The sequence below is a fragment of the Burkholderia cepacia genome (genome assembly GCF_029962485.1).
Taxonomy (GTDB): Bacteria; Pseudomonadota; Gammaproteobacteria; order Burkholderiales; family Burkholderiaceae; genus Burkholderia.
Genome location: NZ_CP073638.1, coordinates 2,292,556 through 2,317,266, shown reverse-complemented (window position 1 = coordinate 2,317,266; position 24,711 = coordinate 2,292,556). Strand labels below are relative to the sequence as shown.

26 protein-coding genes are annotated in these 24,711 nt (G+C 65.5%); 12 read left to right on the top strand and 14 right to left on the bottom strand.

What is annotated here, in order from left to right; genetic code table 11:
* Positions 1 to 143: 143 nt before the first annotated feature.
* The 3 genes from KEC55_RS26835 to KEC55_RS26825 form a co-directional block, all read right to left on the bottom strand.
* Positions 144 to 1,112 carry a helix-turn-helix domain-containing protein gene (locus KEC55_RS26835; RefSeq protein ID WP_282508127.1) on the bottom strand — a complete coding sequence of 323 codons (969 nt, stop codon included), beginning with the start codon at positions 1,110 to 1,112 and terminating at the stop codon, positions 144 to 146.
* 262 nt (positions 1,113 to 1,374) lie between these two features.
* A complete protein-coding gene (locus KEC55_RS26830; RefSeq protein ID WP_282508126.1) occupies positions 1,375 to 2,322 on the bottom strand; it encodes an aldo/keto reductase in 948 nt (315 codons plus the stop codon).
* A gap of 345 nt (positions 2,323 to 2,667) precedes the next feature.
* Complete coding sequence (locus tag KEC55_RS26825) at positions 2,668 to 3,288, bottom strand: LysE/ArgO family amino acid transporter (RefSeq protein WP_282508125.1); 621 nt, start codon at positions 3,286 to 3,288, stop codon at positions 2,668 to 2,670.
* A 110-nt stretch (positions 3,289 to 3,398) separates the two neighbouring features.
* Here KEC55_RS26825 and KEC55_RS26820 point away from each other — a divergent pair, with 110 nt between their 5' ends.
* Positions 3,399 to 4,292 carry a LysR family transcriptional regulator ArgP gene (locus tag KEC55_RS26820; protein WP_282508124.1) on the top strand — a complete coding sequence of 298 codons (894 nt, stop codon included), beginning with the start codon at positions 3,399 to 3,401 and terminating at the stop codon, positions 4,290 to 4,292.
* A 48-nt stretch (positions 4,293 to 4,340) separates the two neighbouring features.
* Here KEC55_RS26820 and fnr read toward each other — a convergent pair whose 3' ends face one another.
* From fnr to KEC55_RS26805, 3 genes are all read right to left on the bottom strand, one after another.
* Positions 4,341 to 5,087, bottom strand: coding sequence for a fumarate/nitrate reduction transcriptional regulator Fnr (fnr, locus tag KEC55_RS26815; RefSeq protein WP_282508123.1), 747 nt, complete (start codon positions 5,085 to 5,087; stop codon positions 4,341 to 4,343).
* A 103-nt stretch (positions 5,088 to 5,190) separates the two neighbouring features.
* Positions 5,191 to 5,658 carry a universal stress protein gene (locus tag KEC55_RS26810; protein ID WP_176048776.1) on the bottom strand — a complete coding sequence of 156 codons (468 nt, stop codon included), beginning with the start codon at positions 5,656 to 5,658 and terminating at the stop codon, positions 5,191 to 5,193.
* A 537-nt stretch (positions 5,659 to 6,195) separates the two neighbouring features.
* Positions 6,196 to 6,603, bottom strand: a complete 408-nt coding sequence (locus KEC55_RS26805) for a DUF3005 domain-containing protein (protein WP_282508122.1) — start codon at positions 6,601 to 6,603, stop codon at positions 6,196 to 6,198.
* 278 nt (positions 6,604 to 6,881) lie between these two features.
* Here KEC55_RS26805 and KEC55_RS26800 point away from each other — a divergent pair, with 278 nt between their 5' ends.
* Together KEC55_RS26800 and epsC are read left to right on the top strand one after the other, a co-directional pair.
* Positions 6,882 to 7,115 (top strand): hypothetical protein, encoded by a 234-nt coding sequence (locus tag KEC55_RS26800; protein ID WP_034189753.1) that lies wholly within the window; start codon positions 6,882 to 6,884, stop codon positions 7,113 to 7,115.
* A 137-nt stretch (positions 7,116 to 7,252) separates the two neighbouring features.
* The gene (gene epsC / locus KEC55_RS26795; RefSeq protein WP_282508121.1) at positions 7,253 to 8,173 is read left to right on the top strand and encodes a serine O-acetyltransferase EpsC; all 921 of its coding nucleotides are present in this window, start codon (positions 7,253 to 7,255) and stop codon (positions 8,171 to 8,173) included.
* A gap of 63 nt (positions 8,174 to 8,236) precedes the next feature.
* Here epsC and KEC55_RS26790 read toward each other — a convergent pair whose 3' ends face one another.
* The 3 genes from KEC55_RS26790 to KEC55_RS26780 all read right to left on the bottom strand — a co-directional run bounded on the left by KEC55_RS26790 (position 8,237) and on the right by KEC55_RS26780 (position 10,698).
* The gene (locus KEC55_RS26790) at positions 8,237 to 9,040 is read right to left on the bottom strand and encodes an SDR family oxidoreductase (protein ID WP_282508120.1); all 804 of its coding nucleotides are present in this window, start codon (positions 9,038 to 9,040) and stop codon (positions 8,237 to 8,239) included.
* The gene (folE, locus tag KEC55_RS26785; protein WP_282508119.1) at positions 9,040 to 9,675 is read right to left on the bottom strand and encodes a GTP cyclohydrolase I FolE; all 636 of its coding nucleotides are present in this window, start codon (positions 9,673 to 9,675) and stop codon (positions 9,040 to 9,042) included. Before folE ends, KEC55_RS26790 begins: the two co-directional genes overlap by 1 nt.
* 96 nt (positions 9,676 to 9,771) lie before the next feature.
* Positions 9,772 to 10,698, bottom strand: a complete 927-nt coding sequence (locus KEC55_RS26780) for a LysR family transcriptional regulator (protein WP_069749493.1) — start codon at positions 10,696 to 10,698, stop codon at positions 9,772 to 9,774.
* Positions 10,699 to 10,815: 117 nt separating this feature from the next.
* On the opposite strand from KEC55_RS26780, the gene pobA reads away from it, so the two are divergent.
* From pobA to KEC55_RS26745, 7 genes are all read left to right on the top strand, one after another.
* Entirely contained in the window at positions 10,816 to 12,048 is a 1,233-nt protein-coding gene (gene pobA, locus KEC55_RS26775; protein ID WP_282508117.1) for a 4-hydroxybenzoate 3-monooxygenase, read from the top strand.
* A gap of 143 nt (positions 12,049 to 12,191) precedes the next feature.
* Positions 12,192 to 12,908, top strand: a complete 717-nt coding sequence (locus KEC55_RS26770; RefSeq protein WP_176048768.1) for a 3-oxoacid CoA-transferase subunit A — start codon at positions 12,192 to 12,194, stop codon at positions 12,906 to 12,908.
* A 13-nt stretch (positions 12,909 to 12,921) separates the two neighbouring features.
* On the top strand, positions 12,922 to 13,578 hold the full coding sequence (locus tag KEC55_RS26765; RefSeq protein ID WP_006482308.1) for a CoA transferase subunit B: 657 nt from the start codon (positions 12,922 to 12,924) through the stop codon (positions 13,576 to 13,578).
* Between the two features lie 88 nt (positions 13,579 to 13,666).
* Entirely contained in the window at positions 13,667 to 15,040 is a 1,374-nt protein-coding gene (locus KEC55_RS26760; protein WP_282508116.1) for a 3-carboxy-cis,cis-muconate cycloisomerase, read from the top strand.
* Positions 15,040 to 15,825, top strand: coding sequence for a 3-oxoadipate enol-lactonase (gene pcaD / locus KEC55_RS26755; RefSeq protein WP_282508115.1), 786 nt, complete (start codon positions 15,040 to 15,042; stop codon positions 15,823 to 15,825). Before KEC55_RS26760 ends, pcaD begins: the two co-directional genes overlap by 1 nt.
* Positions 15,826 to 15,835: 10 nt before the next feature.
* A complete protein-coding gene (pcaC, locus tag KEC55_RS26750; protein WP_006480129.1) occupies positions 15,836 to 16,222 on the top strand; it encodes a 4-carboxymuconolactone decarboxylase in 387 nt (128 codons plus the stop codon).
* A 149-nt stretch (positions 16,223 to 16,371) separates the two neighbouring features.
* Positions 16,372 to 17,730, top strand: a complete 1,359-nt coding sequence (locus tag KEC55_RS26745; RefSeq protein ID WP_176048765.1) for an MFS transporter — start codon at positions 16,372 to 16,374, stop codon at positions 17,728 to 17,730.
* Positions 17,731 to 17,787: 57 nt separating this feature from the next.
* Here the strand turns inward: KEC55_RS26745 and KEC55_RS26740 are convergent, their stop codons facing one another.
* On the bottom strand, positions 17,788 to 18,036 hold the full coding sequence (locus tag KEC55_RS26740; RefSeq protein WP_282508114.1) for a hypothetical protein: 249 nt from the start codon (positions 18,034 to 18,036) through the stop codon (positions 17,788 to 17,790).
* Between the two features lie 107 nt (positions 18,037 to 18,143).
* Positions 18,144 to 18,761 (bottom strand): LysE family translocator, encoded by a 618-nt coding sequence (locus tag KEC55_RS26735; protein WP_282508113.1) that lies wholly within the window; start codon positions 18,759 to 18,761, stop codon positions 18,144 to 18,146.
* A gap of 553 nt (positions 18,762 to 19,314) precedes the next feature.
* Here KEC55_RS26735 and KEC55_RS26730 point away from each other — a divergent pair.
* Positions 19,315 to 19,512 (top strand): hypothetical protein, encoded by a 198-nt coding sequence (locus KEC55_RS26730; protein WP_282508112.1) that lies wholly within the window; start codon positions 19,315 to 19,317, stop codon positions 19,510 to 19,512.
* Between the two features lie 108 nt (positions 19,513 to 19,620).
* On the opposite strand, the gene KEC55_RS26725 is transcribed toward KEC55_RS26730, so the two are convergent.
* On the bottom strand, positions 19,621 to 20,562 hold the full coding sequence (locus KEC55_RS26725; RefSeq protein ID WP_282511441.1) for a GlxA family transcriptional regulator: 942 nt from the start codon (positions 20,560 to 20,562) through the stop codon (positions 19,621 to 19,623).
* Positions 20,563 to 20,927: 365 nt separating this feature from the next.
* Here KEC55_RS26725 and KEC55_RS26720 point away from each other — a divergent pair, with 365 nt between their 5' ends.
* A complete protein-coding gene (locus KEC55_RS26720) occupies positions 20,928 to 21,314 on the top strand; it encodes a VOC family protein (RefSeq protein ID WP_282508111.1) in 387 nt (128 codons plus the stop codon).
* A gap of 157 nt (positions 21,315 to 21,471) precedes the next feature.
* Here the strand turns inward: KEC55_RS26720 and KEC55_RS26715 are convergent, their stop codons facing one another.
* Both KEC55_RS26715 and KEC55_RS26710 read right to left on the bottom strand, forming a co-directional pair.
* Complete coding sequence (locus tag KEC55_RS26715) at positions 21,472 to 21,912, bottom strand: DUF488 domain-containing protein (protein WP_282508110.1); 441 nt, start codon at positions 21,910 to 21,912, stop codon at positions 21,472 to 21,474.
* A gap of 39 nt (positions 21,913 to 21,951) precedes the next feature.
* Complete coding sequence (locus KEC55_RS26710) at positions 21,952 to 24,642, bottom strand: excinuclease ABC subunit UvrA (RefSeq protein WP_282508109.1); 2,691 nt, start codon at positions 24,640 to 24,642, stop codon at positions 21,952 to 21,954.
* Positions 24,643 to 24,711 lie beyond the last annotated feature (69 nt).

Genomic DNA, 24,711 nt, shown 5'->3' with positions numbered 1-24,711 from the left:
TTCTTCTCCTTGCTGTCGGGCGGCGGAACGAGTGCCGCCGCGCAGGAAGCCAGCTTAGCGAGCGGGTTGCGGCCCCATTTGACCGGGACGGCCGCCGCGCTTGCCTCGCCGGGACACGGCGGAGGGTGGCGGCGCGAACGGGCCTAGCGCGCGTCGGCAGGCGCCCGCGACTCGCTCGGCGTCTCGCCGAACCGCGCGCGATAGCTGCGGCTGAAATGCGCGCTGTTGTTGAAGCCCCAACGGAACGCGATCTCGCTGACCGTCAGGTGCTTCAGCGACCGGTCGCGCAGGTCGGCGCGGCAGCGTTCGAGCCGCCGCGCGAGGATGTAGCGCGTCAGCGGCATCCCTTCGATCTCGAACACGCGCGCAAGCTGCCGCGGCGACAGGTTGATCGCGCGGCTCACCGACTGGCTGTCGAGATCGTCGTCGGCGAGATGGTTGTCGATGAATGCCTTCGCGCGTGACAGCGTGTGGACGGTCGACTTCGTCGGCGACGCGTCGCCGTCGCGCAGCCGCAGCATCGACTGCACGAGGTCGAGGATCGCGGCGGCGCGCCGCTCGCGCGCGTCGGGCGTCGGCTCCTGCGGCGCGGCGAGCAGTGCATAGACCTGCCGCACGGCCCACGACGTCACGCCGTCGTCGCGATCGATCTTGACGAGGCTGCGATAGCGCCACGGGCCGACGCGCGCTTCGAACGTGTCGCGCGGCACGTCGAGCACGGTCATCGCCATGTCGGCCGGAAAGCCGTGACCGTACGGCATCGACGTGTCGTACAGCACGAGATCGCCGGGCGCATGCTGCATGCAGTCGACGTCCTGGAACGTATAGCCTTGCCCTTCGTGCATCAGGCAGATGAACACGGCGTCACGCTGGTCCGCGTGAATGTTGTGCGGCGTGCGCACGACCGCATGCCGGTTCGCGACGATGTCGCATGCACTGAACAGGCCGAGATCGCGCTTGCGCATCGACGCGTCGATGCCCTCGGACGACTTGCCGCTGCATTCGATCCGCACGAGCGTGCGCGCGACATGGTCGACCCAGAAGTCGACGCGCTCGGCGCCGCGTACGGCGCGCGTCGAGACCGTGGCGATCTCCGTGCTGATGTCCGGCATGACGTTCTCCCAATGACCGCCTGAGCGGCGCAGTCTCGGGCACGTCGAATGGCGCGGTCAATCCGTGAAAGACCCGGGACGCTCGCGTGACCCACTTGCGGCGGGGCGCAGCGGGCGATGGCGCGATCGATGTCCGGCTGAGTCAACGCAAGCGGCCGTGCGAGTCAAAATACGCGCGTGGTTTTCGGCTAGACGACACAGGCCGGTCGACAAACCACGCGGATCGCGCGATTTCCCCACCGGCCTGCTGCCGTCGCGGACTTCAGGTCGCGCTGGCTTCGTCGATCTGGCGGATATCGTCCTGATCGAGTTGAACGCGGATCGCTTCGCCGAGCAGTTCGAGCTGCGCGAGCGACGTCGCGCTGGCGATCGGAGCGGTGATCGTCGGTCGCGCGATTTGCCACGCGAGCGCGATCGCGGCCGGCTGCGTGCGGTGCTTCGCCGACACGGCGTCGAGTGCCGCGAGGATGCGCAAGCCGCGTTCGTTGAGATAGCCGGCGACGCGATCGCCGCGCACGCTCTTCTTCAGGTCCGCTTCGCTGCGGTACTTGCCCGACAGGAAGCCGCTCGCGAGCGCATAGTAGTTGACGACGCCGAGCTTCAGGTCGCGCACGACCGGCTCGAGATCGCGTTCGTAGTCGGCGCGGTCGATCAGGTTGTACTCGGGCTGGATGACCTGATACGCCGGCAGCCCGTCGCGCTGGCTGATGGCGGCGGCTTCGCGCAGGCGCGCGCCGCTGTAGTTCGACGCGCCGATGATGCGCACCTTGCCGGCGTCGATCAGCGTTTGATACGCGCCGAGCGTTTCTTCGAGCGGGGCCGTGTCGGCGAGATCGCGATGCGAGAAATACAGGTCGATGTAGTCGGTCTGCAGGCGGCCGAGCGAATCGTCGACGGCCTTCAGGATGTTGTCCTTCTTCAGTCCCGCGCGTGCGGCCAGCAGGCCGACCTTGGTCGCGATCACGACCTGCTCGCGCTTGCCGGAGCGCTTGAGCCACTTGCCGATGATGGTTTCCGATTCACCGCCGCTGTTGCCGGGTACCCAGGCCGAATAGACGTCGGCCGTGTCGATGAAATTGATGCCGGTGTCGGCAAGCGCGTCGAGCAGCGAAAACGACGCGTTCTCGTCGACGGTCCAGCCGAAGACGTTGCCGCCGAACGCGAGCGGCGAAACCTGGATGGTCGATGTGCCGAGGGTGCGGTGTGCCATGTTCCTCTCCGATAACTGCGGGTGACGGGATCGAACTGCGGGGTGGGGCGATACGAATGCGGCGGGACGGCGGGGTGCGCGGTGCGGTTCCGCCGTTGTCGCGGGACACCGGCCATTCTCGCCGATCGCTCCGATTCGTGCAGCCGGCGCGTTGCCGCGATGACGGATGGCTTGCAGCGGATGGCGGACGCTTCGTCCGTTACGTGAGTGTCCCGTATGGCTGCATTCGATCGGGAGCGATTTTTTTGCAGCCGGGAGCGCGATGAGGGGAGGCCGGTTGCCCCGGCGTTGCGCCGGCGCGGAAGGGGAGACGGGCGGCAGTCGGCCGCCCGTACGAGGGGGCGGTCAGCGCAACTGCACCGCCGCGAGAAACAGCACCATGCTGCCGATCGCGCCATCCAGCACACGCCACGCGACGGCCTTGCGGAACCACGGCGCCAGCAGTCGCGCGCCGTAGCCGAGCCCGAGGAACCACACGATGCTGACCGTCATCGCGCCGATTGCGAACGCGAGCCGTGCGCCTTCCGGCTCGCGTGCGCCGGCCGTGCCGATCAGCAGGAACGTGTCGAGATACACGTGCGGATTGAGCCACGTGAACGCGAGCGTCATCAGCACGATCGAGAGCCCGCTCTGCGACGGCGGTGCGACCGCGTCGCCGCGCACGTCGAGCGTTTCGTGGCCCGGCTTGAATGCGCGACGCAGCGCGTTGATGCCGAACCATGCGAGATACGCGAGGCCGATGTACAGCACCGCATGGACGAAGGTCGGATAGCGTTCGACGAGCACCGACGCGCCGCCGACGCCCGCGCCGATCAGGATCATGTCGGACACCGCGCACAGCAGCACGATCTTGCCGACATGCGCGCGCATGATGCCTTGGCGGAGCACGAACGCGTTCTGCGCGCCGATGGTGACGATGAGCGATCCGCACAGGGCGGCGCCGTGGGAAAAAGCGAGCCAGTTCATGATGGTGGGCAGCGGTGGAAGCAGTAGACGAATGATTCGGGTAGCGCTAGTCTGCGGTCAGCATGAAAATAAGAGAAGCTAATTCACCTAATGCAGATTAAGGAAATCTAATGCTCGACTACGCGTTGCTCGATGCCCTCGCGGCCGTGATCCGGCACGGTTCGTTCGAGCGGGCGGCCAAGGAGCTGAATGTCACGCCGTCGGCCGTGTCGCAGCGCGTGAAGCTGCTGGAGGAGCGCGTCGGCAGCGTGCTCGTCAAGCGCGGGCAGCCGTGCGTCGCGACGACGTCGGGCGCGCTGCTGTGCCGGCATACCGAGCGCGTGCAGCTGCTCGAAGCCGAACTGGGCGGCCGGATGCCGGCGCTGCCGGGCCAGATCGCGAGCGCATGGCCGACGTTGCGTGTGGCCGTCAACGACGACAGCGTCGCGACGTGGTTCATCGACGCGGTCGGGCCGTTCTGCACGGAGCGCGAGACGTTGCTCGACCTCGTGATCGACGACCAGGATTACACGGCGTCGCGCATTCGCGACGGCAGCGTGCAGGGCGCCGTGACCGCGCAGGCCGAGCCGATTCAGGGGTGCCGGTCGGAGCGGCTCGGGCGCATCCGTTATCGCGCGGTGTGCTCGCCGGCGTTTTACGAACGCTATTTCGGGGCGGGCATCACGCGCGATGCGCTGCGCCGCGCGCCGTGTGTGATGTTCAATCCGAAGGACGGACTGCAGTCGCGTTTCATCCGGCGCGTGACACGCGCGGATCTCGATCCGCCGCAGCACTGGATACCGCACGTCGCAGGCTATCTACGCGCATGCGAAACGGGATTGGGATGGGGGATGTGTCCGGACCGGATGGTCGATCGCCAACTGGCGGCGGGCGAACTCGTGGACATGTCGCGCGGGCGAACCATCGACATCGATCTCTACTGGCAGAGCTGGCGTCTGTCGATCGGCTGGCTCGACGATTTCAGCGCGGCGCTGAAGACGCGCGCCGCGCTGTTTCTCGATTGATTCGGGGTGCGATGCAGGCGGCGCGCGAGCCGTGCGCGCCGTGCGGGATCAGACGTGCTGGAGGCCGTCGAAGTCGACGATCTGCACGTGGCGGCCCTGCATTTCGATCAGGCCGCGCTTCTGGAACTTCGACAGCGTGCGGCTGACCGTTTCGAGCGTCATGCCGAGATAGCTGCCGATGTCTTCGCGCGTCATGCGCAGGTTGAATTCCGACGGCGAGTAACCGCGCTTCAGGTAACGCGACGAGACGTCGAGCAGGAAAGCCGCGACGCGCTCTTCGGCATTCAGCGAGCCGAGCAGCATCGTTTGCGACGTTTCGCGCACGATCTGTTCACTCATCAGCTTGTGCATGCGCAGCTGCATCGAGCCGGCTTCGGAGCACAGTGTCTTCAGCGCGCTGTACGGGATCACGCAGACGGAACTGTCTTCCAGTGCGACCGCGGTGCGCGGGTGGCTATCGTCGCAGATGCCGTCGAGGCCGAGCGCTTCACCGGCGAGATGCAGGCCCGTGACCTGTTCGCGGCCATCATGGCGCGTCGCGACGGTTTTCAGCGAACCCGAGCGTACTGCGTACAGGTTGTCGAATGCGTCGCCTTCGCGGAACAGCGCTTCGCCGCGCTTGACGGGGCGAGCCGCGCAGATGACCGACTCGAGGCGACTGAGTGCTTCGGGCGCCAGGCCCTGCGGCATGCACAGGTGCCGCATGGCGCACGACGAGCAGTGCGCGGCCTGGCGAGGAGCCCAGCTACCGGCATGAGGCGTGGCGGCGGGACGTGTGGCGACGGGCGTCAGCATGATCGTTTACTCCGGCGTTGAATCGACGGAATCATTGTCCCACCGCAAGTTGACGCTGTCGGGTGACAAAACGTCGCGACCGGCTGAGCCCTCCGGATGGCGTTCAGGCGGCCTGTTCGTCGACGTTCGCAGCCGCCGGAATCAGCAGCACGGGCAGCGTGGCGTGCCGCACGCATTGTTCGGCGATGCTGCCGAGCACGAGGCGGCGGAACCCGCGGCGGCCATGCGTGCCGAGCACGAGCAGATCGGCGCCGAACGCCTTCGCGCCGTCGAGGATCAGCGACGACACATCGTTGAGCGACGTCGCTTCGTTCAGCCGCGTTTCGCCTTTCACGCCGGCTGCCTGCATCAGCTTGGTGAATTCCTGCGCGAGTTCGTTGCCCTGTGCGACGAGCTGATCGCGCAGCACGGACGGATCGTAGCCGGGCACGTTGTAGTAGATCGCGGCGTTCTCGACGACGTAGAACGGCTGCAGCTCGGCGCCGTGTGCTTTCGCGAGCGCCAGCGCGGCATCGAACGCGTGGCGGGACGTGTCGCTGCCGTCGACGGCAACCAGAATACGCTTGTACATAGTGTCTCCGAGTGGCGGGTTGAAACGAAGTCGGCCGGATGGCCGATCAGGCTGGGCAATGCGCAATGCTGCGAGGCAGAGTAAACCAACGGCGGGGACTTTGCAGTGCGGTGCCCGTCGGGTCGGGTGGCCGCGCCGCGTCTGTCGCCGTGGCGAATGGCCATGCGCGCGGCGCATGCTGCGTCGCGCGAGGGGTGGCGCGTGGCTCGGTCGTAGCCGCGGTTCGCGCCGGTGGCGGAACGCATGCGCATGCAGCGGCGTGATGCGTTTCATGGGTACGCACGTCGATCGTGCGCGACAGGCACATCGATGCACCGCACGCACCGCCATTCAATCGCAACTGCGCCGTTTCGACATGACTTCGATCAACGCATGTGCATCGGCACGATTCGCGGTGCGCATGAAACCGCCGACGCCGATGCGTGAAATCGTTCACTCGAGCATCGGCCGCGCGCGCCGATCCGCCGCCATCGGGCTGCGACCGATGCCGTTCCGCAAACTTCCGCAAACGAACGATCGATTCAAACGCGGCGCCCGCTACCGCGGTACGGCTGTCAGCTCGATGATGCGTTCCGGCCGCCGTCCGTGGCCGGGCCAGTACGCGCTGCCGTACATCCTGTGGACGGGACCGAACATCGCGTCGCTCGGAGCCGGCGCGTCGAAGCCTTTCTCGATCACCATGTAACCCGCGCGCAGCGCGAACGCCGGATGGTTGCCGCCGGGGCGGCTGTCGAAACCGGCGAAGCCGTCGCCGGCTTCCGGCATCGCATTGACGAGCGACGCGTTGCTGCGCGTGATCTCGTCGGGCGAGATCGGTCCGTTGCCGGCGAGGCGCGCCGCCTCGCGGTTCTTGCCGTCGGTGTCGACCGTGCTGTCGTGCGTGTCGTCGTTGTCGAGTTCGACACTGCGCGGGCGCACACGACCTGTTTGACCGGATGATTCCATCGCGGCTCTCCTGGCGGCGAAACGCTCCGGATCGAAGCAAATCCCGTTCCGGGCACGACGGGAAAAGGCGCGCGGGCGATCGCCGCGGTCGCGCGACGCGCACTGATTTGTCATGATTTATTTCAGCTAGAAGACGCGTTTTCTACAGAGTATGATTCTTTTCCTGCGAAGCGGCGACAGGGGATGAAGTCTCGCCGCCTCTGCCCGCGCCGGGGCGCCGCAGCACCCTTAAAGACGGGTAGTGAACAACAAAGCAAGGGACTAGAGGTGGCGGATTCATGCAAGCGACTACTGCCTTCACGCACCGCGGTTATCTGTTGAACTGCGCGCCCGCGCGCGCCAGCGATGGTTCGTTCAAGCCCTACGTCGTGATCTCCCGATCGAGCGACGGGGAGCTTGTTGCGAACCGTTTTTTTCCGATCGAGCTCCAGTTCAACGACGAAGGCGACGCGATCGCGCACGCACGCGACTGGGCCGTGCGCTGGATCGACGCGAGCAGCGTCACGATGTGACGCCGCCACGCTCGCGCGTCGTCGGCCGTCCGGCCGATCCCCGGTGTACCGCTCCCGGACAAAAAACGCGGTAATCTTGTGGAACCCGTCACTTTATTAGCGGCCGTGCGACCGAGCGCGGCCGCCTGCATTGGCATATGTCGACATCACCCGTCCGTCAGTGGGGCCTCGAAGAAATCGTCGCCGGCTTGCGCGAGTCGCGCGAAGAACTCCATCGCACGCGCCATCCGCGCGGCATCCGTGAGCTGCCGTCGCGCGATGCGATCTGCAAGATTGTGACCGGCCTGCGCGCGTCGATGTTTCCGACGCATTACGGCGCGCCGGACCTCACCGACGAAAGCGTCGACTACTACGTCGGCCATACGCTCGAAAGCACGCTGCGGATCCTGTCCGAGCAGGTTCGCCGCGCGCTGCCGTTCCTGCCCGAGCATGCCGATACGCCGTTCGCGGAACTCGACGAACGCGCGTTCGAAATCGCGCGTGAATTCGGCCGGCAGTTGCCGGCGGTGCGCGCGCTGCTCGTCAGCGACATCCAGGCCGCATACGCGGGCGATCCGGCCGCGCAGCACATCACAGAGATCCTGCTGTGCTACCCCGGCGTGCTCGCGATGATGCACCATCGGCTCGCCCACGCGCTGCACCAGCTCGGCGTGCCGCTACTCGCGCGATTCATCAATGAAATCGCCCACTCGGCCACCGGCATCGACATCCATCCGGGCGCGCAGATCGGCCCGAGCTTCTTCATCGACCACGGCACCGGTGTCGTGATCGGCGAAACCGCGATCATCGGCGAGCGCGTGCGCGTGTACCAGGCCGTCACGCTCGGCGCGAAGAGTTTCCCGGCCGATGGCGAAGGCGCACTGGTCAAGGGCAATGCGCGGCACCCGATCGTCGAGGACGACGTGGTGATCTACGCGGGCGCGACGATTCTCGGCCGCGTGACGATCGGGCGCGGCTCGGTGATCGGCGGCAACGTGTGGCTCACGCACAGCGTGCCGGCCGGCACGAGTGTCGCGCAGGGCAAGGTTCGCGAAGGCGGGAGCGCCGAGAAGCCTTAACGTGGCGGGCGGCGGGCGGCGGGCGGCGGCGCGCTCGATTCGCACGGGCGTGCGCCGTGTGCGTCAGTGCTTGCCGTCCGGCGAGCGGTGCTTGTACAGCACGTCCTGGTCGACGCGGATCAGGTTCTGCCCCGCATCGACGACGAAATCCACGCCGTTGTACGCGTTGCCGGTCAGCAGCAGGATCGCGCTCGCGACGTCGTCGGGGCCGGCGATGCGCGCGAGCGGCGTCGACGCGCGGCTCGCGTGTTCGAAGTCGGCCTGCGTCTGGTCGTCGCTCGGCAGCATCAGCCCCGGGAACACCGCGTTCACGCGCAGCACCGGCGCGGACGACAGCGCGAGCATTTGCGTGAGGTTGCCGAGCGCGGCCTTCGCGACCGTGTAGCTGAAGTGGTCGCGGTGAAAGTTTTCCTTGATCTTCTGGTCGATCACGTTCACCACGACGCCCTGCGTGCCGGCGGCGCGCGCGCGTTCGTAGAACGCCCGCGTAAGCAGGATCGGCGCGCGGCAGTTGACGGCCCATGCCTGGTCGAACGCCGCGAGGTCGAAGCTCGGGAAGTGGTCCTGCCAGAACACCGACGCGTTGTTGACCAGCACGTCGAGGCGCCCGAAGCGCGCATACACCTGGTCGATCAGCGCGGTGATCTGCGCGGCATCCGACAGGTCGGCCTGCAACGCGACCGAATCGTGCCCGCGTTCGGCGATCGCGCGGGCGGCGGCCTGCGCGGCGTCGGCCGAACGGTCGTAATGCACCGCGGTGCGATAGCCATGCTTCGCGAAATACTCGGCGAACGCGCGCCCGGCCCGGCGCGCGGCGCCGGTTACGAGCACGACGGGCGCGTGTGCCGCTTGCTTCGTCTGCGCCATCAGGTATTCGTCAGGTTGACTGAAGAAGGGTTCGCGACGATCGACAGGAATTCGCGGCGCGTCGACGGATCGGTGCGGAACGTGCCGAGCATGCGCGACGTCACCATCTCGACGCCCGGCTTGTGCACGCCGCGCGTCGAGATGCACTGGTGCGCGGCTTCGAGGATCACGCCGACGCCCTTCGGCTGCAGTACGTCGAACAGCGTGTCGGCGATCTGCACGGTCATCTTTTCCTGGATCTGCAGGCGCTTCGCGAATGCATCGACGAGGCGCGCGAGCTTCGAGATGCCGACCACGCGATGGTTCGGCAGATACGCGACGTGCGCGCGGCCGATGATCGGCACCATGTGGTGCTCGCAGTAGCTCTCGAAGCGGATGTCCTTCAGCACGATCATCTCGTCGTAGCCGTCGACTTCGCTGAACGTGCGCGCGAGGATGTCGCGCGGCTCCAGCGCATAACCGGCGAAGAACTGCTCGTACGCGCGCACGACGCGCGCGGGCGTATCGAGCAGCCCTTCGCGTGCGGGATCGTCGCCGGCCCAGCGCAACAGCACGCGGACGGCGTCTTCTGCTTCTTCACGGCTCGGCCGGGAGGCGGCCGGCTCGGCCTGCGCGATTTTCTTTCCCTTACCCATGTAGTGGCTCCATCGAAGGCCGCCAGCGGCGGCCGATATCCGGCCATTGTTTCATGCTTTCGCGGGTCGTGTGTGCGGCCTGCCGCTTACCGTCCGTCACTTCGGCCATTCGTCCTGTTCGTCGTTGAACAGCGAGGCGACGACGCCGCGCAGCCACGCGGTGCGCGGATCGTTGTGGTACTTGCGATGCCAGTGCTGCTTCAGGTCGAAGCGCGGGAGGGCGAGCGGCGGCTCGACGGGCACGATGAACGCGTGCTCGGCCGCATACGCATAGCCGATCGCATGCGGCACCGTCGCGATCAGGTCGGTGCGGCTCAGGATGAACGGCAGGCTCATGAAGTGCGGCGTCTCGAGCACCGCGCGGCGCTGCATGCGCTGCTTCGCGAGATATTTCTCGAGCACCTCCTGGCTGCGGCCTTCGGCGCGCACCACTGCGTGCCCGCACGCGAGGAACTGCTCGACCGTGAACGGTGGCGCCTGTTCGAACGGATGGCCGCGCCGCATCAGGCAGACGAACCGGTGCGTGAACAACCGCTGCTGGAAGAAGTTGTTGCCGTCGAGATCGGGGAAGTAGCCGACCGCGAGATCGATCGACCCGGCTTCGAGGCCACGCCCGACTTCGTCGTGCGCGAGCGAGACCGAGCGCAGGTTCGCGTGCGGCGCACGCGTCGCGAATGCCTGCAGCAGCTTCGGCAGGAACACGATCTCGCCGACGTCCGACAGCGCGATCGAGAACGTATGCGTGCTCGCGGCCGGATCGAAGTCGTGCGGCGCGACGAGGCCGCGCTCGATCTGCGCGAGCGCATCGCGGGCGGCCGGCAGCAGCGCGAGCGCGCGCGGCGTCGGCTCCATCCCGCGCGACGTGCGCACGAACAGCGGATCGCCGAAGTACTCACGCAGCCGGCCGAGCGCCGTGCTCACGCGCGGCTGGCTCACGCCGAGCAAGTCGCCCGCGCGGCTCACGTTGCGCGTGTCGTCGAGTGCGACGAGGTAGGGAATCAGGTTCAGATCGAGCGTATCCATCGCCGGAGGCAGTATCTTCAAAACGTATACAACATATCTCCTGAATCGCGTTGCCGCATAGTCGGGAAAGCGCTCAAATGTGTTCCATTACTCGAACCAATGTTCAGGAGACGAACAATGCGCACCCAGGTCGCCATCATCGGCGCCGGTCCGTCCGGCCTTTTGCTTTCCCATCTGCTGCGCCTGCAAGGCGTCGATTCCATCCTCGTCGAAGCGCGTTCGCGCGAATACTGCGAGAACCGCATCCGCGCCGGCGTGCTGGAGCAGGGTACGGTCGACACGCTGAACGAAGCCGGTCTCGGCGACCGGATGCGCCGCGAAGGGCTCGAACATCACGGCATCGAGCTGCTGTTCTCGGGCCAGCGCCATCGCATCGACCTGTCCGAACTGACCGGCGGGCGCGCGATTACCGTCTATAGCCAGCACGAAGTCGTGCGCGACCTGATCGCCGCCGGCGTCGAGCATGCTCATCAGATGCATTTCGAAGTGAGCGACGTCGCGCTGCACGACGTCGAAGGCGAGCACCCGTTCGTCACGTTCAAGCACGCGGACGGCCGCGAAGACCGCATCGACTGCGACTACATCGCCGGCTGCGACGGCTTCCACGGCATCGCGCGCCAGACGATTCCGGCCGAGCGGCTGAACACGTTCGAGCGCGTCTACCCGTTCGCGTGGCTCGGCATCCTCGCCGATGCGGCGCCGTCGCTTGACGAACTCGTCTACGCGCATCACGACAACGGCTTCGCGCTGTTCTCGATGCGCTCGCCGACGGTCACGCGCCTGTACCTGCAGTGCAAGCCCGATGAAGACCTCGCCGAATGGTCCGACACGCGGATCTGGGACGAACTGCACACGCGCTTCTCGAACGACACGGGCTGGACGCCGACCGAGGGCCGGATCACGCAGAAGAGCGTGACGCCGATGCGCAGCTTCGTGTCGGAGACGATGCAGCACGGGCGCCTGTTCCTGGCCGGCGACGCCGCGCACATCGTGCCGCCGACCGGCGCGAAGGGGATGAACCTCGCGGTAGCCGACGTCCGCGCGCTGTCCCGCGCGCTCGGTGCGCGCTACCGGACGGGCGACACGACGCCGCTCGACACGTATTCGGCGACTTGCCTCGAACGCGTGTGGCGCGCCGAGCACTTCTCGTACTTCATGACGAACATGCTGCATTCGTCGCCGGAGGACTCGCCGTTCGTCAATCGCCTGAAGTTTGCCGAACTGAAATACGTGACGCGCTCGCGGGCCGCCGCGCAGTCGCTTGCCGAAAACTACGTCGGGTTGCCGTTCGACGATGCGACGGCCCCCGAGGGAACCCGCCTTGACAACGCGCTGTGCGCGACTCTATGATCGGCCCATCGTTCGCTAATCGAATCTAGGTTCGAATAGCGAACAAATACCGGGATCGACATCGGCCCCGGCGCGGCACGCGGCACGCGCGTGTCCCCTCGACAGGCCGCGCATCGAGCCGCGGGTTCGTATCAGGAAGAGACATGGTCAACAAGATTTTCGAATCGCTTCAGTCGGCGGTGGCCGACATCCACGATGGCGCGACAATCATGATCGGCGGCTTCGGCACGGCCGGCATGCCGTCCGAGCTGATCGACGCGCTGATCGAACAGGGCGCGCGCGACCTGACGATCGTCAACAACAACGCGGGCAACGGCGAGACGGGCCTCGCGGCGCTGCTGAAGGCAAAGCAGGTGCGCAAGATCATCTGCTCGTTCCCGCGCCAGAGCGATTCGCAGGTGTTCGACGGGCTGTACCGGGCAGGCGAGATCGAGCTGGAACTCGTGCCGCAGGGCAACCTCGCGGAGCGCATTCGCGCGGCGGGCGCCGGCATCGGCGGCTTCTTCACGCCGACGGGTTTCGGCACCAAGCTCGCGGAAGGCAAGGAAACGCGCGTGATCGACGGCAAGCAATATGTGTTCGAAACGCCGATCCACGCCGATTTCGCGCTCGTGAAGGCGTACAAGGGCGATCGCTGGGGCAACCTCGTGTATCGCAAGACCGCGCGCAACTTCGGTCCGATCATGGCCAGCGCCGCGAAGGTCGCGATCGTGCAGGTGTCGGAAGTCGTGCCGCTCGGCGCGCTGAACCCGGAACACATCGTGACGCCGGGCATTTTCGTCCAGCGCGTCGTCGAGGTGCCGCAGGCCGCGCACGCGGCCGAGCTGGCTGCCGAACACGCTGCATCACAAGCTGCTTGAGGGAGATATCCAGATGAAACGACTGACCCGCGATGAAATGGCCAAGCGCGTCGCCCAGGACATCCCCGAAGGCGCGTACGTGAACCTCGGCATCGGCGTGCCGACGCTGGTGGCGAACCACCTCGACCCGAGCAAGGAAATCTTCCTGCACAGCGAGAACGGCCTGCTCGGCATGGGCCCCGCGCCCGCGCCCGGCGAGGAAGACGACGAACTGATCAACGCCGGCAAGCAGCACGTGACGCTGCTCACCGGCGGCGCGTATTTCCACCATTCGGATTCGTTCGCGATGATGCGCGGCGGCCACCTCGACTACTGCGTGCTCGGCGCGTTCCAGGTGTCGGCGAACGGCGACCTCGCGAACTGGCACACGGGCGCGCCCGATGCGATTCCGGCTGTTGGCGGCGCGATGGATCTCGCGATCGGCGCGAAGCAGGTGTTCGTGATGATGGAGCACCTGACGAAGCAGGGCGAAAGCAAGATCGTCGCGCAGTGCTCGTACCCGGTCACCGGCGTGCAATGCGTGAGCCGTATCTATACGGATCTCGCGGTGCTCGACGTGACGGCCGACGGCCTCGCGGTGAGCGAGATCTTCACCGACCTGTCGTTCGACGAACTGCAGAAGCTGACCGGCGTGCCGCTGATCGACGCGACGCAGAAGGCCGCTGCCTGAACCACCGGCATGCCGGCGCGTGCGCTCGCGCGCAGGCCGGCACGCTTGGGTGGACAATAGGCGCACGCCGTTTCCCCTATCTGATGCCATGCTCGAAGACAGCGCCCGCCTGACCTCTCTCATCTGCGGCACCGAGCCGCTCAACCGGATCTGGTCGCCCCGCGCGACGATCCAGCGGATGCTCGACGTCGAGGCCGCGCTTGCGCGTGCGCTTGCCGCGCAGCAGGTGATTCCCGCCGCCGCGGTCGCGCCGATCGAGCGCGCGTGCGACGCCGGCCGGCTCGACGCCGACGCGCTCGCGCATGGCGCGGCGCTCGGCGGCAATCTCGCGATTCCGCTCGTCAAGCAGCTCACCGCGCAGGTGAAGGCCGACGACCCCGAGGCCGCGAAGTTCGTGCATTGGGGCGCGACGAGCCAGGACATCATCGATACCGCGACCGTGCTGCAACTGCGCGACACGCTCGACGTGCTCGAGCCGATGCTCGACGAAGCGTGCGTATCGCTCGCGGCGCTCGCGCGCACGCATCGCGCGACGCCGATGATCGGCCGCACGTGGCTGCAGCAGGCGCTGCCGATCACGCTCGGCCTGAAATTCGCCCAATGGCTCGATGCGCTGCTGCGCCACCGCGCGCGCTTCGCCGAATTGCGCGAGCGTGCGCTCGTGCTGCAGTTCGGCGGCGCGGCCGGCACGCTCGCGAGCCTGCGCGAGCAGGCGGCGGGCGTCACCGCCGCGCTCGCGGCCGACCTGAAGCTCGCCGCGCCGGCCGTGCCGTGGCATACGCAGCGCGACCGCATCGCGGAAGCCGCATCCTGTTTCGGCATGCTGACGGGTACGCTCGGCAAGATCGCGCGCGACGTGTCGCTGCAGATGCAGACCGAAGTCGGCGAGCTCGGCGAGCCGGCCGCCGCCGGCAAGGGCGGTTCGTCGACGATGCCGCACAAGCGCAACCCGGTCGGTTGCGCGGCGGTGCTCACCGCCGCGGTGCGCGCGCCCAACCTCGTCGCGACCGTGTTCGCGGGGATGGTGCAGGAACATGAGCGCGCGCTCGGCGGCTGGCAGGCCGAATGGGACGCGCTGCCCGATCTCGCGCGCCTGACCGGCGGCGCGCTTGCGCAGATCGCGCAGATCGTCGCGGGCCTCGACGTCAATACCGAACGCCTCGCCGCGAACCTCGACCTGACGCACGGGCTGATCCTCGGCGAAGCCGTGATGCTCGCGCTCGGCGACCGGATCGGACGGCTCGACGCGCATCACGTCGTCGAGCACGCGTCGAAGGAAGCCGTGCGCACCGGCGCGACGCTGTTCGACGTGCTCGCCGCCGACGCGACCGTGTCGGCCCACCTGTCGCGCGACGCGCTCGCGCGGCTGCTCGATCCCGCACATTACGTCGGCGAGGCGCAGGCCTATGTCGACGCCGTGCTCGCGCTGCATGCGGGCACGATCCAACCAGGAGAACATTGATGCCTTTCGCCACTGTCAACGGCGTGAAACTGCATTACCGGATCGACCGTGCCGCGCGCGCCGACGCGCCGTGGCTCGTTTTCTCGAACTCGCTCGGCGCCGACCTGCAGATGTGGGCGCCGCAGATCCGTCCGCTCACGCAGCACTTCAACATCCTGCGCTACGACACGCGCGGCCACGGCCATTCCGACGCGCCGGCCGGTTCGTACACGGTCGAGCAGCTCGCCGGCGACGTGATCGGCCTGCTCGACCACGTCGGCATCGACTGCGCGCATTTCTGCGGGATCTCGATGGGCGGGCTGACGGGCGCCGCGCTCGCCGCGCGCTATCCGTCGCGCATCGTGCGCGCGGTGCTGTCGAATACCGCCGCGAAGATCGGCTCGCCGGAAGTGTGGGCGCCGCGTGCGCAGAAGGCGCGCGCTGAAGGGATGGCCGCGCTGGCCGACGCCGTGCTGCCGCGCTGGTTCACCGACGCATTCGTCGAACGCGAGCCGCGCCTGTTCGACGCGATCCGCGACACGTTCGTGCATACCGACAAGGACGGCTACGCGGCGAACTGCGACGCGCTGAACGCGGCCGACCTGCGCGAGGAAGTGAAGGGCATCACGCTGCCGGTGCTCGTCGTGACCGGTGCGAAGGACATGTCGACGCCGCCTGACCAGGGCCGCGCGCTTGCCGCCGCGATTCCCGGTGCGCTGCACGTCGAATTCGACGCCGCGCACATTTCGAACATCGAGTGCACCGACGGCTTCAACCGTGCGCTGCTCGATTTCCTGAACGCATGAGGCAAAGGCGATGGACGACCAGGAACGTTACGAAGCAGGGATGAAGGTGCGTCGCGCGGTGCTCGGCGACGCGCACGTCGACCGTTCGATCGAGAACCGCACCGAGGTGACCGATGAATTCCAGAACCTGATCACGCGCTATGCATGGGGCGAGATCTGGACGCGCGACGGCCTGCCGCGCCATACGCGCAGCCTGCTGACCATCGCGATGATGGTCGCGCTGAACCGCGGCGAGGAACTGGCGCTGCACCTGCGCGCCGCGCGCAACAACGGCGTGACGCGCGACGAGATCAAGGAAGTGCTGCTGCAGACCGCGATCTACTGCGGCGTGCCGGCCGCGAATTCCGCGTTCCATCTCGCCGACAAGATTTTCAAGGAACAGGATGCGGCCGGTTAAGCACCGGGCGTGATCCGATCGCGCGGCCCGCTGACGTTGGCGGGCCGTCGACGATGAAAGAACGCACCGGCAGTGAATCGGTGCGCGAAGAAAGGAAAAAGCGCGGCCCTGAAGCCGCGTTTCTTGCATAACCATCCAGGAGACTCGCGATGAATCGCGCACCCGTGGTCGATGTCCAGACCTTCATCAACGAGCAGCCGTTCGGCGGCTTTCAATGGCTCGTGTTCCTCATGTGTTTCGTGATCGTGCTGCTCGACGGCTTCGATACGGCCGCGATCGGCTTCATCGCGCCGTCGCTGCTCGGCGAATGGAACCTCACCAAGCCCGATCTCGCGCCCGTGCTGAGCGCCGCGCTGTTCGGCCTCGCGTGCGGCGCGCTCGTGTCGGGCCCGTTGTCCGACCGGCTCGGGCGCCGCTCGCTGCTGCTCGGCTCGGTGTTCCTGTTCGGCGTCGCGTGCCTGATGTCCGCTTTCTCGAATACGATTGGGCACCTGACGATCCTGCGCTTCATCACCGGCGTCGGGCTCGGCGCGGCGATGCCGAACGCGGTCACGATGATGGGCGAGTTCTGCCCGGACAAGCGCCGTGCGACCGTGATCAACCTGATGTTCTGCGGCTTCCCGCTCGGCGCCGCGTTCGGCGGTTTCCTCGCCGCGTGGATGATTCCGCATTTCGGCTGGCGCAGCGTGCTGATGCTCGGCGGCGTGACGCCGCTGCTGCTCGGCGTGCTGTTGCTGCTGAAGATGCCGGAATCGGTGCGCTTCATGGTCGCGAGCGGCCAGCAGGTCGACAAGATCCGCGCAACGCTTGCGCGCATCTCGCGCGACGCGCTGAACGCCGGCTCGTTCGCGATGACCGAAGCCGTGCCGCAGACGGGCAGCAAGGGCCTCGGCGTCGTGCTGTCGCGCTCGTACATCGTCGGCTCGGTGATGTTGTGGCTCGCGTACTTCATGGGTCTCGTGATCTTCTACGCGTCGATCAACTGGATGCCGATCCTGCTGAAGGACGCGGGGCTGACGCCGAAGAGCGCAACGCTGATCTCGGCGCTGTTCCCGCTCGGCGGCGTGGGCGCCGTGCTGTGCGGCGTGCTGATGGACCGTTTCAACGCGAACCGCGTGATTGCCGTGTGCTACGCGCTGACGGCGGTGAGCGTGTATGCGATCGGGCAGGCGGCCGGCAACGTCGGGCTGCTCGTGCTGGTTGTGTTCGTGGCCGGCGTGCTGATGAACACCGCGCAATCGTCGATGCCGGCGCTGGCCGCCGCGTTCTATCCGACCGAGGGGCGTGGCACGGGCGTGGCGTGGATGCTCGGTGTCGGTCGTTTCGGCGGGATCGCGGGGTCGTTCCTCGTCGCCGAACTGACGCGCCGGCACTTTTCGTTCGCGGGTGTGTTTGCGACGATCGCCGTCGCGGGCGTGCTCGCGTGCATCGCGTTGCTGATCAAGCAGATGGCGCGGCCGCATGGCGTCGCGCAGCCGGCAGGCAAGATCGAGTCGCTCGGGCATTGAGCGGCGTGCGGGCCGGTGCGCTGCGCCGGCCCTTTTTGAGCGGCACCGTTCGGGCCGCTATTCTTCCGCGTCGTGTTCCTTGACGAAGTTGCGCAGATACGCGCGCAGCGCGGCTTCCCGGCTGCGATGATCGGCGAGGTTCGCGGCGCCCATGTCTTCCTCTTCGCCGAACATCGTCGGCGGCGCGCAGTAAATGCCAATCTGGATGTCTTCGCGCAGCACGCGAATCTCGTGCGTGAGCGGATGATACTCGGCGATCCAGTGCATCCCCTCGATGTGTTCTCCCGCCCTCAGCAGTGGCTTCATCGGCACTCTCCCGACAGCAGCGGCGCAACCGGCGAAGCGGTTGCGCGCGCCCGTACCAAAAGGGTACGCCTGCCTCGCGTGAATCTCAACGGGCGCGCTGTGAGCGCTTACTGCGGCAGCAGGTGCGCGATGAGCGGATACAGCGACAGGATCAGCAGCACGGCCATCGTCACGTTGAAGATGCGCAGCGCGCGGGGATTCGACAGGAAGCGGCGCAGGCCGAGGCCGAACGCGGCCCACAGGCAGATGCACGGGAAGCCGATCAGGATGAACACGACGGACATCCACGCGGCATTCATCCCGTAGTCGGCGGACAGGCGGACCGTCGTCGCGGCGGTCAGCACCATCATCCAGGCTTTCGGGTTGACCCACTGGAACGCGGCGGCTTCGACGAACGTCATTGGCCGCGGCTTGGCGCCGTGCGCCTTCACTTCGCCCGACGTGCCGATGCGCCACGCGAGGTACAGCAGGTACGCGACGCTGGCGGCTTCGAGGATCGTGTACAGCAGCGGCAGGCGCTTGAACGCTTCGCCGAGGCCGAAGCCGACGCACAGCATCAGGATCGCGACGCCGATGCTGATGCCGAACAGGTGCGGCATCGTGCGGCGGAAACCGAAGTTGACGCCGGATGCGAGCAGCATCGTGTTGTTCGGGCCGGGCGTGATCGACGTGACGAGCGCGAACAGCATGCCGGCGGGCAATGCGCTGAGGGTGAGGAATTCCATCGCGGATTCTCCATTCTGTTCTGGACTGGGATGGAGGTCAGTTTAGCGACGGTTTTCTGTACAGTACCGGTACAGTTGGTTTGACGAATGCCGGTACGGAGGGAGGGGGAGTTGGGCTTGGCTGGCTCGATGTTTGTTGGTTCTCGGAGAAGATGTCCACAGCTTCGATATGTTGTCTTATTACCCGGGGCGTGGGCCATGCCGCCGCCATTCTCGATGAGGCGGCCGTTCCGAACCTGCAGCTTCTTCTTTTCTCCCCCTTCTGTCGGAGGCGCGCCGCGAATGGATTTCTGCAGAGGATTGAGGTCTGGTTTTTCCGGGAGCGCATCAGTCGCAACCGGATCGAGTCGATCTAGCGACGCCGGGTGAAGGCATGTCAGACATGCTCGAGAAATCCGTCGTGCCTCGCCGACTCGATTTCTGTCGGCAATCCTGTCCCAAATCGTCCGCCCCCGCTCGCTAGAATCGCTTTCACCATCCATGCCGTTGAGTCCATCAGCCGGCAACGCACATGTGTGGCCGTCACGGTAATTGCCTTTTCACGATGAAGTCGATGATGAAAGCCCTGATCAAAGCGCATTTGTTCCATCCGTCGGTCGTGCTGCCTATCGCTGCACTGACGGAACTGATGGTCGAGCGGGACTTCAATTTGAGCCAGGTCGGGTTGATCGTCGCTGCGCGTGGTGCGCAGGCGATGATGTCGTGCTCGCGTTCGCTCTTGTGTTGTCACCGGTGCGACGCAATAAGTTGACGGTCACAAAAGAGAAAGAACTGTGCGCTTTCTTTTGCCGGATTGACGCAGCACCGTGCAAGATCATCCCGCTCTCGTTCGGCATCGTCATTACGGTTGGCTTCGACTTCACGAAGTTTTCAGGCTGGTAGTAGAAAAGCGCGCTCGATAAGCGCGTGGTGTCAGAGAAAAATGCCGGACGAATACCTTGCGCATTTGCTCCTCTGTTGGAAACCCTACGCGGGAAGCGATCGTTTTCAGCGGCAGGTCACTGTCCAGCAACAGGGTTGCCGCACGCTCGCAACGTGCTCGAACGAGGTAGTGGGTCGGCGGCATGCCAACCTCCTCCTTGAACAGGCGAGTGAAGTTGCGAACGCTCATCCCGGCCTTCTCGGCCATGTCTTCAAGCTGCAACGGTTTGCTCAGATTCGAACTGACCCAGGTTTGAACGTCCCGGATCTCCGGCGCCGCGGTCATCTGGCTGTTCAACACGTCGCTGAACTGCGACTGGCCGCCGGGGCGCTTCAGGTAGATGACCAAATCACGGGCGACCGCCAGCGCGAGGTTGCGTCCGAAATCTTGTTCGACAAAAGCCAGCGTAAGGTCGATCGCTGCCGTGACGCCAGCGGACGTCCAGATGTTGTCTTCCTGAATGAAGATCGCGTCAGCGTCGACTTCGACTGACGGAAACCGCTGCTGCAGCAGTGTGGCAACGCTCCAGTGAGTCGCGGCACGTCGGCCACTCAACACACCGGCAGTGGCAAGAAAGAAGCTTCCGGAGCAAAGCGCTGCGAAGCGCTTGGCGGCGATCGATCGTCTGCGGACCCAGTCCACAAGGGCGGTTTCGCGAGCGATCGCCGACTCGATGTCGAGCGCGCCTGCAATCAGTACCGTGGAAAGTGCTTCGCCCTCGGGTAAGCCTGCGCTCACGTCGAGCGAGATCAGCGTGTCTGAAGAAATGGCGCCCGGCGTCGGGGCCACCAGGTTGATTGCGTACCGCCTCGTATCCCCCTGAGCGGCGAGATGCCGGTTCGCGTAGCTAAAGACGCTTACCGGGCCCACGGCCTCCATCAACTTGAATCCCGGGTAGACCACGAGATGCACCGGATGGGTCGACGCCGGACCAGCAGACCTGTGCGAATCCACGGATGGAAATTGGACCTTCGCCTGCTCGTCATGCCCAAAGGGAAACATTATTCAGACTCCATGTGATTTGAAGGTTGGATCTTGGCCAGAATCATCCGAAGCGTCTCAATAGAATTGATCTTGCTGGATGTGAATTGGTGCAACGCAAGCGCATTTGCAGGCGCACTTGATTGCCATTAATTCAACAAGCATGTGAATTGGAATTTCGGGCGCAGATTCCGTGACCCATGAGCGCATGACCCAGATCGGCAGGATCGTCTGTTTTTTCACTTTCGCTGAGGAATCGCATTATGACCACATTCACCCACGTTACGGTTGGTACCAACGACCTGCCGGAAGCACGTGCCTTTTATGACAAGGTCCTCGCAACGCTCGGCTGGTCCCGCATTGCAGACCTGCCCGATGACGCTGGTTCGATCTGGGGTGCCGGCAAGCCTTCGTTCTTCGTTCTGAAGCCTGCCAACGGGCAACCCGCCACCATCGGCAACGGCGTAACGGTGAGCTTTGAAGCTTCGACTCGTTCGGCCGTCCAGGCATTCCACGATGCCGCTCTGTCCCTGGGCCGCCCCGATGAAGGCGCAGTGGGCCCGCGTGGCTGGGCTCCGCATGCCTTTGCCGCCTATACGCGCGATCCCGACGGCAACAAGCTGGCTGTTTACAGCTTCACGCCGGCGTAAATCCGAGGTACCCGGTTGTCGTGGCATGCGGATTCGGCTGAACGGGTTGTTGTCGTGTCACGGCCTGGCCTGAAGACACGCGTCTTCAGGCCAGGCGCGCAGTCCGGTGCGGGCCGAACCGGGTTGACGATACGAGGCCGGTCGATGACCATCGCGCTCAATAGAGATGCGTGACATTCAGCCTGTTGTTCCAGCGAGCATTCAAATACTCTACCGCCAGTCTTCGGTGACAGTGGTGGAGTCTGCCTTCGCTGCACAATAAACATCCGCGATCGAATAGCGCGATGTCGAGATTGTTTTTCACCTGGCGTTTCGCCAGGCATTCGATATATTTCGTGGCATAACTTTCCCAGCCAATCTCCTTTCTTTGATATTGCCTGAGCATATCTTTTTCCGGAGCCAAGTCTCGGAGTTCGACGAACTCTGCCGCGATGAGCTGTGAAAGAAAGTACTTCAGGTCGGCCTTTTTGGCGAATCCCGACAATTGAGAGACGTTGTTGAGTCGCACATCCAATAGCGTCTTGACCTCTGCGTCACGCAAAAGCTTGAAGAATTTTTCGGCCGACTTGTTCGTGAATCCAATCGTCGAAGTTGCCATGCCGTTCTCGCAGTGGCGCTTTCATGTGAGTATCGTCGGTCAAGCCTGCGTGCGTCGCTGCTTGCGGCGATGTTCGGTCAGGCCCGAGCCGGCTCGCGCCAGTTCCTCGGCAAGAAAACGCGCCGTGCGACTGCCTGGCGCTTGAGCGACTTGCCGAGGCGTTCCCGCTACGACGACGCGCCCGCCTTCGTCACCCGCACCCGGGCCGACATCGATGACCCAATCGGCCTGTGCGACCGCACGCATATCGTGTTCGACGATCACGACCGAGTTGCCGGCATCGACGAGGCGTTGCAGTTGCACCAGCAGTCGATCGGCGTCGGACGCATGGAGTCCCGTCGTCGGCTCGTCGAGCACATAGAGATTGCGTCCGCGCTGGCTGCGCTGCAATTCCGTCGCGAGTTTGATGCGCTGCGCTTCGCCTCCGGAGAGTTCGGTCGCCGGCTGCCCCAGGCGCAGATAACCGAGCCCGATCTCCCGCAACAGTTGCAGCGGGCGGGCCACCGCGTCTTCGTCGGCGAAGAAGTCCCGCGCCTCGTCCACGGTCATCTGCAGCACCTCGGCAATGTTGCGGCCGTTCCAGAGCACCTTGAGTGTCGCCTCGTTGTATCGTGCGCCGTGGCATGTCGGGCAAGGTGCGTACACGCTGGGCATGAACAGCAGTTCCACGCTGACGAATCCTTCGCCTTCGCAGGTTTCGCAGCGTCCCTTGGGCACGTTGAAGGAAAACCGGCCGGCGTCGAAACGGCGGCGGCGCGCATCGGGCGTGGCGGAGAAAAGCTTGCGCACGTGGTCGAACAGCCCCGTATAGGTCGCCAGGTTCGAGCGCGGCGTGCGCCCGATCGGTTTTTGGTCTACCTGAACCAGGCGTTGAACCGCGTCCAGATCCCCCGTCAGGTGGCCGGCGGTGGCGTCGATCACGGCCGGACCTTCGCTGGTGCTTTCGTCCGCGTCGTCTTCGGGTTCGTGACCGAGATGCAGGAGCACCAGCTCGGGTAGCGCCTGGGCGACCAGGCTGGATTTGCCGGAGCCCGAGATACCCGTGACCGCCGTCAAAACGCCCAAAGGAATGCGTGCGTCCACGCCATGCAGGTTGTGGCGATGAATTCCCCGCATCTCGAGCCATCCGGCGGGTTCGCGCTCGTGACTCGGCGCAGCAGGAATCTCGTCGAACAGATAGCGCGCGGTGCGTGATTCACCGATCGCGCGCAGGCCGTCCGGCGCCCCGCTATAGAGCACTCTGCCGCCCCGTTCTCCGGCCTCCGGTCCGACGTCCACGAGCCATTGCGCGCGGCGCATCAGGTCGAGGTCATGTTCGACCACGAATACCGAATTGCCGGCGTCGCGTAGCCTGTCGAGCGCGTCGTACAGGGCCTGGCTGTCGGAAGGGTGCAGGCCCGCGGAAGGTTCATCGAGGACGTACACGACGCCGAACAGCATCGAACTCAGCTGCGTGGCCAATCGCAACCGCTGCAGTTCGCCGGCCGAGAGCGTGGGCGTGGCACGGTCGAGCGTGAGGTAGCCCAGGCCCAGTTCCCGCAATTGGCGCAATCGTGCAACCACCCCTTGAGCCAGTCGTTGCGCGGCGAGGCGCTTTTCCTCCGACAGTGCGGACGTGCGGCGCACGTCCGGCGTTACCGTATGCGTCGCGCGACCCGATGCGGCACGTTCTTTGCGATCGCGCTCGGTTGCTTCCCGGTCCGTACCCGCTCCGGCGGTGTGTGCTCCGAAATTGCCCTGGGCGATCGGCTCGAGCAGCGACGCCAAGCGGTCCAGCGGCATTTGCATGAATTCGCCGATGTCCACGCCGGCGAAGGTCACCGAGAGTGCCTCGGCCTTGAGTCGCTTGCCGTGGCAAGCGGGGCACAGCTTGCCCTCCATGAAGCGCGACACGCGCTTTCGCATCAGCGCGCTCTGGGTATTGGCGAAGGTATGCAGGACGTAGCGCCGCGCCCCGGTGAAGGTGCCCATGTAGCTCGGCTCGAGCTTGCGCTTGAGGGCCGCGCGGGTTTCAGCGGGCGTCAGGCCCGCGTAGACCGGTACCGTCGGTGCCTCTTCGGTGAACAGAATCCAGTCCCGGTCTTTCTTCGGTAGATCGCGCCACGGTCGATCGACGTCGTAGCCGAGGGTGACGAGGATGTCACGCAGGTTCTGCCCGTGCCAGGCCGGCGGCCAGGCGGCGATCGCCCGTTCGCGTATGCTCAATGACGGGTCCGGTACCATCGTCGCTTCGGTGACTTCGTACACGCGACCGAGACCGTGGCAGCTCGCGCATGCGCCTTGCGGCGTGTTCGGCGAGAAGTCCTCGGCGTAGAGCATCGGCTGGTTGGCCGGATACGCACCGGCACGCGAGTACATCATTCGCACCAGACTGGACAAGGTCGTCAGGCTTCCTACCGAAGAGCGCGCGTTGCTGGCCCCGCGTTGCTGTTGCAGCGCCACCGCCGGCGGCAGACCGTCGATGGCATCCACATCCGGGACGCCCACCTGGTCGATCAGGCGCCGCGCATAAGGGGCAACGGACTCGAAATAGCGCCGCTGCGCCTCGGCATAGATCGTACCGAACGCAAGGGAGGATTTGCCAGAACCGGAAACGCCGGAAAATACCACCAGTGCATCGCGCGGGATGACGACGTCCACATCCTTCAGATTGTGTTCTCGCGCACCGCGCACATCCACGAAGCCCTCCGTGGAGGGACGGGAGCGTTTGCCGGACGAATCGTTTGACATGGTGTTCTTCTCCTGCAGTTCGTGTTGGTGCCGGACTCGCGCGAATTCAATATAAAGACCGATCAAGGC